Annotated in this window: 10 protein-coding genes and 1 riboswitch; of the genes, 5 read left to right on the forward strand and 5 right to left on the reverse strand. The window is 69.3% G+C overall.

Annotation, left to right across the window (positions count from 1 at the left end; genetic code table 11):
• Positions 1 to 23 precede the first annotated feature (23 nt).
• Genes ABD188_RS08840 through ABD188_RS08850 form a run of 3 tightly spaced genes read left to right on the forward strand, consistent with a single transcriptional unit; the run spans position 24 to position 7,490 of the window.
• Positions 24 to 3,437, forward strand: a complete 3,414-nt coding sequence (locus ABD188_RS08840; protein ID WP_344060692.1) for a tubulin-like doman-containing protein — start codon at positions 24 to 26, stop codon at positions 3,435 to 3,437.
• Between the two features lies 1 nt (position 3,438).
• Entirely contained in the window at positions 3,439 to 6,618 is a 3,180-nt protein-coding gene (locus ABD188_RS08845; protein ID WP_344060695.1) for a hypothetical protein, read from the forward strand.
• Positions 6,619 to 6,620: 2 nt separating this feature from the next.
• Positions 6,621 to 7,490, forward strand: coding sequence for an HNH endonuclease family protein (locus ABD188_RS08850; RefSeq protein WP_344060698.1), 870 nt, complete (start codon positions 6,621 to 6,623; stop codon positions 7,488 to 7,490).
• Between the two features lie 15 nt (positions 7,491 to 7,505).
• Here the strand turns inward: ABD188_RS08850 and ABD188_RS08855 are convergent, their stop codons facing one another.
• The 5 genes from ABD188_RS08855 to ribD all read right to left on the reverse strand — a co-directional run bounded on the left by ABD188_RS08855 (position 7,506) and on the right by ribD (position 11,423).
• Positions 7,506 to 7,859, reverse strand: coding sequence for a Fe-S protein (locus ABD188_RS08855; RefSeq protein ID WP_344060701.1), 354 nt, complete (start codon positions 7,857 to 7,859; stop codon positions 7,506 to 7,508).
• Between the two features lie 72 nt (positions 7,860 to 7,931).
• Complete coding sequence (gene ribH / locus ABD188_RS08860) at positions 7,932 to 8,408, reverse strand: 6,7-dimethyl-8-ribityllumazine synthase (RefSeq protein WP_344060704.1); 477 nt, start codon at positions 8,406 to 8,408, stop codon at positions 7,932 to 7,934.
• A complete protein-coding gene (ribA, locus tag ABD188_RS08865) occupies positions 8,405 to 9,679 on the reverse strand; it encodes a GTP cyclohydrolase II (RefSeq protein ID WP_344060707.1) in 1,275 nt (424 codons plus the stop codon). Before ribA ends, ribH begins: the two co-directional genes overlap by 4 nt.
• The gene (locus tag ABD188_RS08870) at positions 9,676 to 10,353 is read right to left on the reverse strand and encodes a riboflavin synthase (protein WP_344060710.1); all 678 of its coding nucleotides are present in this window, start codon (positions 10,351 to 10,353) and stop codon (positions 9,676 to 9,678) included. Before ABD188_RS08870 ends, ribA begins: the two co-directional genes overlap by 4 nt.
• Positions 10,353 to 11,423, reverse strand: coding sequence for a bifunctional diaminohydroxyphosphoribosylaminopyrimidine deaminase/5-amino-6-(5-phosphoribosylamino)uracil reductase RibD (ribD, locus tag ABD188_RS08875; protein WP_344060712.1), 1,071 nt, complete (start codon positions 11,421 to 11,423; stop codon positions 10,353 to 10,355). Before ribD ends, ABD188_RS08870 begins: the two co-directional genes overlap by 1 nt.
• Before the next feature lie 53 nt (positions 11,424 to 11,476).
• A riboswitch (FMN riboswitch) is annotated at positions 11,477 to 11,638 on the reverse strand.
• A gap of 167 nt (positions 11,639 to 11,805) precedes the next feature.
• Here ribD and ABD188_RS08880 point away from each other — a divergent pair.
• Together ABD188_RS08880 and glpK are read left to right on the forward strand one after the other, a co-directional pair.
• On the forward strand, positions 11,806 to 13,518 hold the full coding sequence (locus ABD188_RS08880; protein ID WP_344060714.1) for a glycerol-3-phosphate dehydrogenase/oxidase: 1,713 nt from the start codon (positions 11,806 to 11,808) through the stop codon (positions 13,516 to 13,518).
• A 76-nt stretch (positions 13,519 to 13,594) separates the two neighbouring features.
• Positions 13,595 to 15,139: a glycerol kinase GlpK gene (gene glpK / locus ABD188_RS08885; RefSeq protein WP_344060716.1), complete on the forward strand. Its 1,545-nt coding sequence runs from the start codon at positions 13,595 to 13,597 to the stop codon at positions 15,137 to 15,139.
• The last annotated feature ends 28 nt before the right edge of the window (positions 15,140 to 15,167 follow it).

The following is a 15,167-nucleotide window of genomic DNA, read 5'->3' on the forward strand; positions in this document are numbered from 1 at the left end:
TTCAACGAGAAAGCGAGCACGACATGCTCAGACCGTTCCTCCTCATCGGCGTCGGTGGATCCGGCGGCAAGACCCTCCGCGGCATCAAGTACCAGCTCGAGCTGAAGCTCCAGCAGGTGGGCTGGAAATCCGGCATCCCGGCCGCATGGCAGTTCCTTCACTTCGACACCCCGACCGCGCAGGACGGTGTGGACTACGCCATCCCGTTCCTGCCGCACCAGGAGTACAAGGGCCTCGTCAGCACCGGGGCGAGCTACAACACCGTCTACGGCTCGATCGAGAGCGCGCACTCGGCCAACGCGGCCGTGCACCAGGACATCCAGCGACAGCTGCCGAACCCGCGGAGCGTCAAGGTCGACGTGACGAAGGGGGCCGGCCAGTACCGGGCCGTCGGCCGCGCCGTCGCGCTGGCGTCGACGAAAGACATCGCCACCGCGGCGCGGACGGCGATCGCCCGGCTGGGGGATGCCTCGGCGCTCGCCGAGCTTCAGACCCTCGCGCAGGTGCTCCGCACGCGCGGCGAGGGCGGCGACGGCAGTCCCACCGTGATCGTCATCTCCTCGGTGGCCGGAGGATCGGGAGCCGGGCAGTTCCTCGACATCATCGAGGTGGTCAAGTCGACCGCGAAGCAGAATCCGTGGTCGAACCAGTTCTTCAGCATCCTGTACGCCCCGGATGTCTTCGACCAGCTGAACGTCACGGCCGGCATGCCGGGTAACGCGCTCGCGGCGATCGCCGAGACGATGAACGGGTTCTGGACCGAGTCGCCCTCCGAGGCGACGCTCGAGCTGCTCAAGCACCAGGGCGTCGCACCCGCGTACGGCAACGCCATGGACCGCGTCGGCGCCGCGTATCCGTTCATCGTCGGGCGCAGCAACAGCAAGGTGACGTTCGAAGACCAGAGCGCCGTCTACAACGCCGTGGCGACCAGCCTCACCGCGTGGATGACCGACGAGCGGGTGCAGGACGACATGATCGCGTACTCGTCGGGCAACTGGCAGGCGCGCGTCGGAGCGAACGTGCTGCCCGACAACTCGGGACTCGCGAGTCCCGTGCACCATTCTCCGCCGTTCTCGTCGATGGGCTTCGGCCGCGTGACGCTCGGACGCGAGAAGTTCCTGGAGTACTCGGCCGAGCGCTTCACCCGCTCCGTCATCGATCGCGTGCTGCACGCGCACGCCGAGGACGATCCGCTGTTCGCACGCAAGACCGAGCGCGAGTGGATCGAATCGCGGGCCGACAGCGCGTATCAGCGGTTCATCCGCGACCTGCGGCTCAACGAGGAGAGCGAGGCGAACAACCAGATCATCGACGCCCTGCGGGCCGCCGACAATCTCACTCAGATCAAGGCAGAGCTCGAGCACGGGGTCGACCAGCGACTGAGCGAGCCATCGCAGCTCGACAAGTCGGGCGGCCTCGACCTCACGGTGTGGGCGGACCGACTGCTGCACGAGTATTCGCAGCGGGTCGGCGAACTGCTCCAGCGCGATCTTCGGGCACGACAGGTGCTGCTCGCGGATTGGGTGAAGGAGATGCCGTCGCACATCCTCCACACCATCGCCGACTACGTGGCGCAGATCGGACTCCCGGCCGTCGTCTCGATGCTCGGCCGATTGGATCGCACCCTGAAGAGCACCGCCGATGGGCTCGAAGCCGAGGCTCATCAGCTCGAGGACTGGGTGGGCAGCCTCCGCTCGCTCGTCGCCGACGAACTGCGCCAGGCGCCGAACCAGCAGTCCATCCGTCCCGATCAGGATGTGGTGCACCACGCGATAGAGCGGCTCACGCAGGCGCTCGAGTGGGCGACCGAGGCGCGGCTGCGCCAGAGCGCGAGCGGCCTCGTCGCCGAACTGCGCGACGACTTCCTGTCGCCGCTCGGGCGTTACCTCGAGGGCTCGCTGGTCTCGCTCCGCCAACGGGTGACCACGCGCAAGACGGCGGACAACCGCGACAACGAGTACGAGTTCTGGCCGACCCGCAACGATCACACGGTGCCGCGCAAGTACGAGCCCGCCCCGAACGAGCGGCTGCTGATCGAGCACACGGAGTACCCGGCCGAGTTCGAGCGCCTCGTGCGCGCGAGCGTCGAGGGCACCGAGGCCAAGTACCAGGATGCGATCCTCGAGGTGATGACCCAGGTGCTCGTCGGGCAGCCGCCGGCGCAGGTGCGCGAAGCAGATGCCACGAGCTGGTCGCTGATCGGCAATCCCCGCAGCTGGAAGCCCACGATCTCGGGCGACCCGGAGTCGCCGTATTCGCCGCAGGCACCGCATTTCTCGATGGAGTCGAGCCCCGAGGTCTACCTCGAGCGTGCCCGCCTCTGGATGCGGCGCGAGGGAACCCCCTTCCACGCGTACATCAGCGAGGACCTGCTGAGCTTCTTCGACCAGGCGAGCCTGCCGCCCGACGTATTCGCGGCCCGCCGCGACCGCTACCGCGAGCAGCTGCAGGCGGCGCTCGGGGCCAGCGAGCCGCTCGTGAAGCTCAACCCGGGTCTGCTGCGCGCAGTGCACGACAAGGCGATCAACGAGGACACGAGCCTCGTCGTCAGCTCGATACCCTTCCGCGAGGGCACCGAGCTCTTCGAGGTGACGAAGGGCGTGCTCGGCCAGATGGGCTTCTGGGACGACACGACCTCCGAGTCGTGGTTCCAGGATGCGCGGGTCGACGGCATCGAGGTGTTCGCGATGTCGGGCTTCCCCTACCAGCCGATCGTCATGGACTCCGTCATGGAGCCGATCGCGCGAGGCTGGCTCAAGCAGTCCAACACGCAGGACAGCCGTGAGGCGTTCTGGCAGTTCAAGCGCGCGCGCCTGCTCGGCGAGGCGATCCCCGCCGATCCCAAGGTCGTCTCGTCGATGGTGCGCGGGTGGTACGTGGCCAAGGCGCTCGGGCGGCTCGACGTCAACACCGAGCAGGGCGAACGCGGGCCGAAGCTCGCGGTGTGGGATGCTGCATCCCGCGCTCACGCCGTTTTCCCGCATCCGCTTCTCCACCGCCGCAACGCGCTGCCGGTCGACTATCCGGGTGTGGTCCTGCAGTCGCTCACGATCGCGCTCGCACTGTGCAACGTGGACGGCACGCTGACGCCGCTCGCGCCGTATCGCGCCCTGTCCGCGCTCGGCGGCGAGGACGGCGCGCCGGCACCCGCGCTCATCGCGTGGCTGCAGCGGGGCACGCTCGACCGTGGCGCTCCGGTTCCGCCGGCCTCGCGCGCCGGCACCGCGGAGGGAGATCTCGCGTCACGCCAGACGGCGCTGCGAGATTATCTCTCGAGTGAGCTGCAGAGGTTCCACCGTGACGTCGTGAATCAGGACGACTCGGTCTCGGTCTACGACTTCCCGGTCAGCTGGGAGATCCGGGACGAGATCATCGGGGCTCTCGAGGGCCTCACGTCCGCTGTCATGGCCACGCGGACCGACGACACCGGAGTCTGACATGGCCGACCATTTCTGGCCCGATGCGAAGGCGAGCATCGTCCTGCTGCCGAGCGGCACGCAGGGCGATGCGATCGTCGCGCTCGCCGGCGAGTGGACCAAGATGGGCCTGCTCGGTCACGCACTGTGGGTCATGCCCGAGCAGGTGGACGATGCTCAGGTCGGCCCGCCGCGCATCCGCGCTGTCGTGCTCGGCGTCGGTCACGACCTGGAGGTCGCCGCCATCGAGGTCGACCTGTTCGAGGCGCTCGCACGCGAGTCGCTCTCGGTCGTGCGGCTCGTCAAGCTGCGTTCCGCGGTGCCGTCGCGTGAGCTCGACGCCGTGCAGGACGCGATCACCGAACGGGTGCGCGAGTACGTGCGCAAGTCGATGCCGATGCTGAACCCCGCCGCTACGATTCTCGATCAGCCCACCGAGCTGCACCACGCGACGCTGATCTGCGCACCCACGGAGTTCCAGCTGCGCCAGCGGGTCGACTGGGCCAGCGGCGAGTACGGGGTCGTGGTCGTCGCATCGCCAGAAGACCGCTCGAGCCCGTGGTCGGGCGACGCGTTCGTCCGCGAGAACGAGCGGTTCGTCGGCTTCACCCTGACCCACGTCGCCAGCGTCGCCGGGCTGTGGAACGGGGTCAGCACGGGCAGCTTCGAGCTCTTCCACCGCGAGGAGTCCGGCCACCAGAGCGTCTGGATCTCCCGGGTGTTCGTCAACGCCGTGCTCACCGAGTCGCTCGGTCGCCGTACCGCCGCGAAGGTGCTCGAATCCGCTGCCAAGCCCGAGTCGCTGCTCGTCGACCCCAGCATGAACCGGCCGCCCGACGGCACGACGTTCATCCCCGACAAGCTCGTGGACGGCTACGTCGACGACATGGCGCGCGGGGCGATGTCGCTCGACGACAGCGCCCTCAGCTTCCGTGAGCCGAAGTTCGACCCCGATCCCGGCAAGGTCCGCATCGGCATCTGGCGCCAGCTCGGCCGCTTCTTCTCCTTCGCGGGCGAGAAGCTCGTACGCATGCCGTACTGGTCGTGGCGCTGGGTGACCTCGCGCACCTCGCGACGGCTGACCAGAGCGCTTCACACCGACGAGGGCGCGATGATCGTCGGCGTACAGCTGGACGAGATCTTCGACCTGCGCGATCGGATGCTGCTCACCGAGGCCGAGCGCATCGCCGAGGCGGAGCAGGCGGCCCGTGCGCAGGCGCACGCCTCGGCCGGAATCGCCCACGTTCGCACAACGCCCCGGCTCTGGGCGCGACTGCGCGAGCTCGTCTTCGGCTCGCTCGACGGCAGCGCCGATCTCAGCGACCTCGGCTTCGCGCCGGTCGAGGGCAGCACGCCGATCTTCGGCCGCGTGTCGGACGTGCTCGCCCTGCCCGACGACCCGTGGACCCCGGCCCGCGACGAGGTGCCCGACGGGTTCCCCGCGCGGGTCGACTGGTACGCCCTTGCGCTGGATGACCCGCGCGAGAAGCTCGACGCATGGCTGGCGGATGCCGCAGCCCGCCGTGCCGAGGCGGAGACCGAGCTCACCGCGCTGCAGGCCGAGATCCGGGCCCTGCGCACTGTTGTGCGCCCGGTGCCCCCGACCGAGGCGGCGGCGGGTGCCCCGGCATCCGTCCCTCCGGTCGCCGGCGCGCCGAGCGCGCCGCCCACCGACGCACCGCCCACCCGTCGGCAGCCCGTGCCGGCGCCCGTGACCTTCGACCAGCTGCTCTCGACGAACGAGGCACGACTTGCCGCAGTCGACGCGCGTCGTCACGAGGTCGAGAACGAATTCCGTCGCGCCGACGCGGATCGCACTGCTCGCGCCGGCACCCTCGAGCGCTTCGACGGCTGGGCCTCCGCGCAGGACCACTCGTTCATCTGGCGCCTGCTCGGCAAGCTCTCCGACGAGCGGCGGGCGGCGGAACGGCTGTCCGAGAAGCTCTCCGACGAGATCGACCACATCGAGGTTCCCGCCGCCGGCGAGCTGCTGCGTCTCAGGCAGCGGTTCCACCGCACGATGCTCGTCGGCTGGCTGGTCGCCCTTCTGCTGGGCGCGATCGTGGTCCTGGGCATGCTCCTGGTGCAGCGCGAGGTCGAACGCGACCCGTCGTTCGAGACCGGTCCCTGGAACTTCTGGCTGTGGCTCGTGATGGCCGTGATCGTCTCGGCTGCGCTTCTGCTCACTCTCATCGCGCTCATCCGATACCACGCGGGGTGGTCGCGGTTCGAGCGGCGAATCGACGTGCAGCGGATGCGGCTGGTTCAGCTCGGGCGCAACTCGCGCCAATCGCGCCAGGAGGCGACCCGGCTGGCGTCGCTGCACCGCCAGACCGTCGACTGGCTCGTGCTGCTGTCGCGTTCGATCCACCGGCCGTGGCATGTGCCCGAACCGTGGACGCAGCGTCAGCCCTACGAGGTGGCACGCGGCTCGATGCCGTTCGCGCTGCAGATCGCCACGATTCAGGATGACGACCACGCGGCCACCGCGCGCCTGCGCGCAGTGATGACCGACCAGCTCGTCGTCAAGGGCTGGCGTCACGCCGCGTTCGAATCGCTCGTGCGCGAGACCGCGATCGAACGCGGTTCGGGCTCGTTCGGGCTCAATGCGCTGGACGAGGATCTGCCGCATGCGTCCAACCACACGCGCGCGATGCTGCTCGCGGCACTGGATGACGAGACGATCCTGACGAGGGTCGCCGGTCCGCGCCTGGAAGAACTGGTGAAGCGTGCGCAGCGCGACGAGCTGCACGGCGGACGCCCGCAGGTGATCCCGGTCGGCGACAACCCGCTGCAGGCGCTGATGCGCGCGAGCGATCCGTTCGACATCGGGCGGGGTCGCATGCCGTGGGACGAGTTCCTGCTCGGGTCTCTGGCCGGGCGTCGCGATCCGGTCACTCCGCTGACCGCGATGGTGCTGGACGAGTTCGAGCTGGGCGAGCGGCACCACGAACGCGTGACCAGCTACCTGGTGCTGCCACGGCGTCTCGAGAGCCAGCTCTCGTTCCAGCCGGGAGTCGCCGTGCACATCGTCCCGTTCGCGGACGACGGCACGGCCCCGGTCGACATCTCCTGGCGCGTCGACATCGCCGGTCCCGTCCCGCAGTCGGCGATCCGGCTTTGGGCCGAGCGCGGCGGCACGATCGCGTCCGAGACTCAGAGCCCGTCGGGCGCGCAGGGTCCCGTCGACTCGGGCGTCTAGGAGTGTCCAGCCCTCCGCCGCCTCGCCAGGGGGCGACTCGAGGCTCGTCGCCTCCGCCGGCTCGACCTGGGGCGACCACCTCCGTCGCCGCACCGGGCCGCCCGCCCGGCCTTCGTCGGGCGGCTACGATCATCGCGGCATCCGTCGTCGCGCTCATCTTCGTCCTCATCGGAATCGTCGTCGCGATCAACCTGCCGGGGTCGGATGTGGTCGTCGCGCCGAGTATCTCGCCGGCGGCGCAGCTCAGTCCGACGCCCTCGCCTTCGTCACGCCCGACAGTCACTCCCGAGCCCGAAACGGGAGGGCCGCAGAACGATGCCGCGGTTGCGCTGGCTCAGCTCGCCTCGCTGCCTGTGGTCTCGGGACACTCGGACGCGCAGTACGACCGAGATCGGTTCGGGCAACGTTGGCTCGACGTCGACCGGAACGGCTGCGACACCCGCAACGACACGCTGGGGAGGGACCTTCTCGACCCGGTGTTCAAGCCGGGAACGAACGACTGCAAGGTGCTCAGCGGTCTGCTGATCGATCCGTACGACGGCCAAAGGGTCGACTTCGTCTCAGGGTGGGACACGTCGGTCCTGGTGCAGATCGACCACGTGGTCGCACTCGCGTGGTCGTGGCGCCACGGCGCCGAGTACTGGACCGATGAGGAGCGCGCCGCGTTCGCGAACGATCCGCAGAATCTCGTTGCTGCGTCCGAGGCGACGAATCAGTCGAAGAGCGACTCGGGGCCGAGTGAATGGCTCCCCGCCGTCCCGGAGCTGCGCTGCACCTATGTCGAGAACTTCGTCGACGTGCTGCACACCTATGACCTCGGCATCGGCGCCGCCGACCGGGATGCCGCGCAGGCGGTGCTCCAGGGATGCTGACGACGACCGGCCGGTCTAGCGCCAGATGACCGCGATGCCGGCGTTGACGAGCGTCAGGATGCCGACGGACCAGAAGATTCCCGGGGGCACCGAGCCCGTCTTGCGCTCGCGACCGACGCCGATGCCGAGGAGGGCGCCGATCACGATGACGATCACGAACTTGACGCCGAGCTTCACATAGTTGAGGTCGTAGGAGATTCCCCAGGGCGCGGCCAGAATCAGACCGGCGACTGCGGCGATGCCGAGGCCGATGTTCATCAGCGGCGTCACGCGATGGCGCCTGTTCGCGACCTCGACGACCCAGGCGCCGAAGAGGATCGCGAATCCGACGAGGTGGATGAGGACGACGACGTGGCGCAGGATCTCCATGCACGTCACGCTAGGCCCATCGGCGGCAGCCCGCCAGCAAGGTCGACCTCAGCTCGACGACAGGGCGCGATGTCAGCCGCGCAGCTCTCGCAGCACGATCGCGGTACGGATGGCCGCATCCGCTGCTTCGAAGCCCTTGTCCTCTTCGGAGTCCGGCAGGCCGGCGCGAGCCAGTCCCTGCGGTTCGTCGTCGAGCGTCAGTACACCGAACCCCACCGGCTTGCCCGTGTCGAGGGCGACGCGAGTCAGTCCGTCGGTCGCCGCAGACGAGACGAACTCGAAGTGGGGCGTGCCGCCTCGGATGATGACGCCCAGTGCGACCACCGCGTCCGCGCCTGCGTCGAGGGCGGTCTGCGCGGCGACGGGCAGCTCGAACGAACCCGGCACACGGACCAGCCGCCAGGTCGCACCCGATGCCTCGAGCGCCCGCCGGGCACCGGCGATCAGCCCGTCGGTGATCACTTCGTGCCATGTGCCCGCGAGGATGACGACATCCAGCCCTGTGGCGTCGACCGTGCCGACGCTCTGCGGTGAGCCCTTGCCGCTCATCGCTCGGCCGTCTCGTGCATCTGCGCCAGCGCGTCGGCGAGGTCGTCCTCGTCGATGATGTGCCCCATCCGGTCACGCTTGGTCGCGAGGTACTGGTGGTTGTTGGGTCCGACTCCCACGAGCAGCGGAACCTGCTCGACGATGTCGAGCCCGAAGTCCCGCAGCTGCGCGACCTTGTCGGTGTTGTTGGTCAGCAGACGCACCTTCTCGATGCCGAGATCAGCGAGGATGCCGGCCGCCGCCGCGTAATCACGGGCGTCGGCGGGCAGTCCCAGCGCGAGGTTGGCGTCCACGGTGTCGAGCCCGCGCTCCTGCAGGCTGTAGGCGCGCAGCTTGTTGATGAGCCCGATGCCGCGTCCTTCGTGACCGCGCATGTAGACCACGACACCGCCCTGGGTGGCGATCGCGTCAAGCGCGGCGTCGAGCTGCGGACCGCACTCGCATTTCAGCGAGTCGAACGCCTCGCCTGTCAGGCACTCGGAGTGCACGCGCACGAGCGGTGACTCGGTGAGATCGCCCGACACGACGGCGAGATGGTCGGTGCCGGTGATGCGGTCCTTGTACGCCAGGAAGCGGAAGTCGCCGTGCGCGGTGGGAACGTTCGCTTCGGCTCGCAGGCTCACCCGACGCCGGTGCTTCGAGGAGCCGGATGCCTGTACCGGCTCATGCTCGTCGAGGTACGCGATGAGCTGCTCGATCGTGATCACGGCGACCCCGTCGCGCACACCGAGCTCGATGAGTCCGGGCAGGCGCATCATCGAACCGTCCTCGGCGACGACCTCGGCGATCGCACCGACGGGCTCGAGACCCGCAAGGCGCATCAGCTCTACGGCTGCCTCGGTGTGCCCGCCGCGCTCGCGGACGCCACCGTCGACGGCGCGCAGAGGCAGGATGTGCCCTGGTCGGATGACGCTCTTCGGCTTCGAGGTCGGATCGGCGAGCACGTTGAGGGTGTGCGCACGGTCGGCGGCGCTGATGCCGGTCGACTGACGGTCCGCAGCATCGACGCTCACGGTGTAGGCGGTGCCACGGGCATCCTCATTCACCTCGACCATGGGCGGCAGGTCGAGTCGATCGGCCCACTCGGCGGGCATGGGGGCGCAGATGAAGCCGCTCGACCAGCGCACCGTCCAGGCGATCCACTCCGGCGACGCGAGCTGCGCCGACAGGATGACGTCGCCCTCGTTCTCGCGGTTCTCATCGTCGGCGACGATGACGGGGCGCCCGGCGCGGAGTGCGTCGAGGGCTTGGGGAATCGTGGAAAGGCTCATCGCGAGCCTCCTTCGCTCGAGGTGTGTGAAGGGGAGAAAGCGGCCTCGCGGAGCGTGGGTGCGGCCGGAGCCGGGAAAGAAAGCAAACGCTGCACATGCCGCGCCAGGATGTCGGTCTCGAGGTTGACGTGGTCGCCGGGCGTCAGTGTGCCGAGGGTGGTGGCCTCGAGCGTCTCCGGGATGAGTGAGACCTCGAACCACTGGTCCGGCTCGGAAGCCTGACTCACCGCGCTCACGGTGAGCGAGACGCCGTCGACCGCGATCGACCCCTTGTCCACGACGAGCGGCGCGAGGTGTGCCGGGAGGCCGATGCGCAGCACGCGCCATTCCGCTCCTGGCCGCACCTCGAGCACCTCGCCGGTGCCGTCGATGTGGCCCTGCACGATGTGTCCGCCGAGCCGGCCGTGTGCGACCGTCGCGCGCTCGAGGTCGACCGCGCGACCGGCCGTGACTCCGGCGAGTGTCGACATGTCGAGCGTCTGCCTCATGACGTCGGCGGTGAACCAGTCGGCACCCTGATCGACGACGGTGAGGCACACGCCGCTGACCGAGATCGAGTCGCCGTGCGCGGCATCCGACACCGCCTTCGGAGCCTGCACCGTGAGTCGGACCCCGTCGCCTGACGGCTCCACAGCCGTGATCACGCCGATCTCTTCGACGATTCCGGTGAACATCAGCTGACTCCCTGTTGTGTGGGCGAGTGCGCGGCAGGATGGGTGCCCTGCGCGCGGCGAACGGGCAGCGCGACGATCAAGAGGTCGTCGCCGAGACGCTCGACGGATGAGACCGTGAGCCTACGCGCATCATCGATCGTCGGAACGCCGATGTCGCCGAGGGCGAGGCGATTTCCCCCGAGCAGCACCGGTGCGACATACGCGAGCACCTCGTCGACGAGTCCGGCACGGACGAACGCGCTCGCGAGCGTCGGGCCGCCCTCCACGAAGACCCGCTGGATCCCTCGCTGTCGGAGGTCTTCGAGCACTGCCCCGAGGTCGCGCGTGGCGTAGAAGAGCGCGCCGCGCGGGTGGCTGCGCAGCGCCGCGGAATCCGGGGTCGGCGTCTCGCCGATGACGACCGGGATCGGCTGCTGGTCGAGCAGCGACCCATCGCCCGCCCGTGCGGTCAGGGCGGGGTCGTCGGCGAGCACCGTTCCGGTTCCCGCGACGATCGAATCGGCCAAGGCGCGCCGGCGGTGGACATCGGCGCGTGCCTGCGGTCCGGTGATCCACTGGCTGGTGCCGTCGGATGCCGCGGCCCGGCCATCCAGGCTCTGCGCCCACTTCACCGTGACGTGCGGTCGGTCGAGCCTCTGAACGGTCAGCCACGGTGCCAGAAGGGCCGTCGCGTCATCGGCGAGGAGACCGGATTCGACATCCACGCCCGCTGCACTGAGTCGTTCGCCGCCTCCGGCCGAGCGCTCGCCCGGATCGGCGATGGCGTACACGACGCGCGCGACTCCCGCGGAGATCAACGCCTCGGAGCACGGGCCGGTGCGACCGTGGTGATTGCAGGGTTCGAGTGTGACCACGGCGGTCGCGCCGTGCGCCGCGCCGGGCGCGAGCTTGGACAGCGCGTCGATCTCGGCGTGGACGGTGCCGGCCCCGCGATGCCAGCCCTCGGCGAGGATCTCGCCGTCGTGCGACAGGATCACGGCGCCGACCTGCGGATTCACCCCGCGAGGTCCGTGCTGGGCCAGGGCGAGCGCGCGATGCATCGCATCACGTTCCGCCTGTGTCGCCGGCATCCGAATCCCTCATCCAGGCTCCGGGGAATGGCGAACGGCGGCGCGCTGCGCCGCTCGTGCTGCCTCCCATCCGGACTCGCAGCAGATGTCTGCTGCATCACCGTCGGTTCCGGATTTCCACCGGATCGGCCGCGGCGGCATCCGGACGGATGCTGATGCCTTGGCTCGCGGACTGTCACCGCCGGTTCGGATTCCCACCGACCCCGGAGCACGTTTTATGCTCTTGAGTCTAAGTCAACGCCGCCGGCGCGAGATCATTCCATGTCGCCGCATGAACTCGCGCCGGCCCGACACCCAACGTTTCCTTCAGCTTTCCCGAGCATCCGGTTGAGCGCCGCGCCGGTGTCCAGACGTGGACTTAGGCTTGATCCGGGGGGTAGCGATGTCCTACGGGGGAACCGGGTTCGGCGCACTGAGTGAACGCCCATACGCCGAAGTGCTGATCATCGGCGGTGGCATCAACGGACTTGCGACGTTCCGCGATCTCGCTCTGCAGGGCGTGGATGTCGCCCTGATCGAACGCGATGATTTCGTGAGCGGTGCGTCGGCCGCCTCATCCCACATGATCCACGGCGGCATCCGGTATCTCGAGAACGGTGAGTTCCGCCTTGTCCACGAGTCGGTCACCGAGCGGAACGCGCTGCTGCGAACCGCTCCGCACTACGTGCGGCCGCTGCAGACGACGATCCCCATATTCTCGACGTTCTCCGGCGTGCTGGGTGCACCGTTGCGGTTCCTCCGGCATGGCTCCGTCAGCAATCGCGAGCGCGGCGCCGTGCTCATCAAGATCGGGCTCGTCATCTACGACTCTTTCTCACGCGGTGGGGGCCGCGAACCGCGCCACGAGTTCCACGGTCGGCGGCGCTCGCTCGCGCAGCTGCCCGCGCTGAACCCTCGCGTCAAGTACACCGCGACGTACTGGGATGCCTCGCTCCACGACCCGGAACGACTGGCGATCGACGTGCTCCGCGATGGCCGCGCCGCAGGCGGCGACCGTGCAAGGGCCGCCAACTACAGCGCCGCGGTCGGGGTCGACAACGGCCGCGTCGTGGTGCGCGACCGGCAGACCGGTGCGGAGGTGCCGTTCGCGGCATCCGTCGTCATCAACGCCTCCGGCCCGTGGACAGACCTCACGAACCTCTCGCTCGGCGACCCCACCCACCACATGGGCGGAACCAAGGGCTCGCACATCGTGCTCGATCACCCCGAGCTGCTCGCGGCGACGGGCGGGCGCGAGCTGTTCTTCGAGAACAACGACGGCCGGATCGTCCTCATCTACCCGCTCAAGGGCCGAGTGCTGGTGGGCACCACCGACCTCGAGCACGACATGACCGATCCGATCGTGTGCACCGAGGCCGAGGTGGAGTACTTCATCGGGCTCATCGGGCAGGTACTCCCCGACATCGAGGTGACGCCCGACCAGATCGTCTACCGCTTCGCCGGGGTGCGCCCGCTGCCGGGCCACGGCAACATCGCACCCGGGTTCGTGTCGCGCGAGTACCGCATCGACGCCGAGCAGATCGTCGGCGGCGATGCGACGGTCCTCAGCCTCGTCGGCGGCAAGTGGACCACGTTCCGCGCGTCGGCCGAGCACCTCGCCGACCGCGCGCTCGATCTGCTCGCGCAGCCGCGTCGCCGCTCGACGAGAGGCGTCGCGATCGGCGGGGGCCTCGGATTCCCGACGACGGAGCGTTCGCGGCGCCAGTGGATCGATCGTCACGCGGCCGGACTGCCGCTGGATCGCGTGGCGATCCTGCTCGACCGCTACGGCACGGTCGCCGAAGAGGTGATCTCGGCGATCGTCGCCGACGACGCGGATGAGGTGCTCGACCAGCTCCCGACCTACAGCACGGCCGAATTGCGCCACATCGCGCGCACCGAGGATGTCGTGCACCTCGATGATCTGCTGATGCGACGCTCGAGCCTCGCATTCACCGGCGCAGTGTCGGTCGACGCGGCGAACGAGGTGGCGCGGGCGATCGCTCCTGCTCTCGGCTGGGATGACGCGCGCATCGCCGAGGAGACCGCGCGCGGCGTCGCCCGCGTGCATGCCGCGGACCCGTCCTGGGCCGGCAGATCGGTCACCGCGCGGTAGCCTGACCCCACCGGTCGCAGGGATGCGGTCCGATGACCGTGCGCGGGCGGAGCTGCCCGCAGAGAAGGAGCCGATGGTGGCGGACCACGTCCTGGCTATCGATCAGGGGACCACGTCGACGCGGGCGATCGTCTTCGACCAGGGCGGCACCATCGTGTCGGTCGCGCAGCGCGAGCACGAGCAGATCATGCCGCACGCGGGCTGGGTGGAGCACGACCCGGTGGAGATCTGGACGAACACCGAGTGGGTCACGTCCGCCGCCCTGGCGCGCGCGGGGCTCGGCGCGATGGATGTCGCCGGCATCGGCGTGACGAATCAGCGCGAGACGGCCATGGTCTGGGACCGCCGCACCGGGCACCCCGTGCACAATGCGCTCGTGTGGCAGGACACCCGCACCCAGCCCCGGATCGATGAGCTCGTGGCGGTGGGCGGCGGGGGAGTGGATCGGTTCGCGGATGTCACCGGCCTGCCCCTCGCCACGTACTTCTCGGCGTCCAAGGTCGCGTGGATCCTCGAGAACGTCGACGGGGCGCGCGCTGCGGCCGAAGCGGGCGACCTGCTGTTCGGCACGCCAGACACGTGGATCGTATGGAACCTCACCGGCGGCCGGCGCGGCGGCATCCACATCACCGACGTCACCAACGCGAGCCGAACGCTGCTCATGGACCTCCGCACACTCGATTGGTCGGACGAGCTGCTCGGCGTGTGGGGCATCCCGCGCGCGATGATGCCCGACATCCGCTCGTCGTCCGAGGTCTACGGCGAGGCTGCGCTGCCCGGTGCCGCCGATGGGCTGCCCATCGCGGGCATCCTCGGCGACCAGCAGGCGGCGACGTTCGGCCAGGCCGCCTTCGACGCCGGGGAGTCGAAGAACACGTACGGCACCGGCAACTTCCTGCTGGTGAACACCGGAACCGACATCGTGCGCTCGGGCAACGGGCTCATCACGACCGTCGCGTATCGCTGCGGCGACGAGCCGGCACGCTATGCACTCGAGGGATCCATCGCGGTCACGGGTTCGCTCGTGCAGTGGCTGCGCGACAACCTCGGCATCATCCAGCGCTCCGAAGAGATCGAGACCCTTGCGGCATCTGTCGAGGACAACGGCGGCGCCTACTTCGTGCCGGCCTTCTCCGGCCTGTTCGCGCCGTACTGGCGCCCGGACGCCCGGGGCGCGCTCGTGGGACTCACGCGATTCGTGAACAAGGCGCACATCGCGCGCGCCGCGCTGGAGTCGACCGGGTTCCAGACCCGCGACGTCGTCGAAGCCGTCGTCGCCGACACCGGACGAGCGCTCGACGAGATCCGGGTCGACGGCGGGATGACGCGCGACAAGGTCTTGATGCAGTTCCAGGCCGACATCCTGGGCATCCCCGTCATCCGCCCGAAAGTCGTCGAGACGACCGCGCTCGGCGCGGCCTACGCCGCGGGGCTCGCGACGGGAGTGTGGGCGAGCCGCGACGACCTGCGCGCCCACTGGAAAGAGGACGTGCGATTCGAGCCGCGGATGCCGGAGGCCGAGCGCGAGCAGCGGTACGGCCAGTGGAAGAAGGCCGTGTCGAAGTCCCTCGACTGGGTCGACGACGACGCCCGCGCCCTGATGGGCACCACCGACGGGTGAGTTCGCTCGCACCGGTCGTTGAGCGAGC

The organism is Microbacterium pumilum, assembly GCF_039530225.1.
GTDB lineage: Bacteria > Actinomycetota > Actinomycetes > Actinomycetales > Microbacteriaceae > Microbacterium > Microbacterium pumilum.

Coding starts and splice junctions, on each gene's coding strand:
- ABD188_RS08840 (WP_344060692.1), top strand. CDS start 24: ATGCTCAGACCGTTCCTCCTCATCGGCGTCGGTGGATCCGGCGGCAAG.
- ABD188_RS08845 (WP_344060695.1), top strand. CDS start 3,439: ATGGCCGACCATTTCTGGCCCGATGCGAAGGCGAGCATCGTCCTGCTG.
- ABD188_RS08855 (WP_344060701.1), bottom strand. CDS start 7,859: ATGGAGATCCTGCGCCACGTCGTCGTCCTCATCCACCTCGTCGGATTC.
- ribH (WP_344060704.1), bottom strand. CDS start 8,408: ATGAGCGGCAAGGGCTCACCGCAGAGCGTCGGCACGGTCGACGCCACA.
- ribA (WP_344060707.1), bottom strand. CDS start 9,679: ATGAGCCTTTCCACGATTCCCCAAGCCCTCGACGCACTCCGCGCCGGG.
- ABD188_RS08870 (WP_344060710.1), bottom strand. CDS start 10,353: ATGTTCACCGGAATCGTCGAAGAGATCGGCGTGATCACGGCTGTGGAG.
- ribD (WP_344060712.1), bottom strand. CDS start 11,423: ATGCCGGCGACACAGGCGGAACGTGATGCGATGCATCGCGCGCTCGCC.
- ABD188_RS08880 (WP_344060714.1), top strand. CDS start 11,806: ATGTCCTACGGGGGAACCGGGTTCGGCGCACTGAGTGAACGCCCATAC.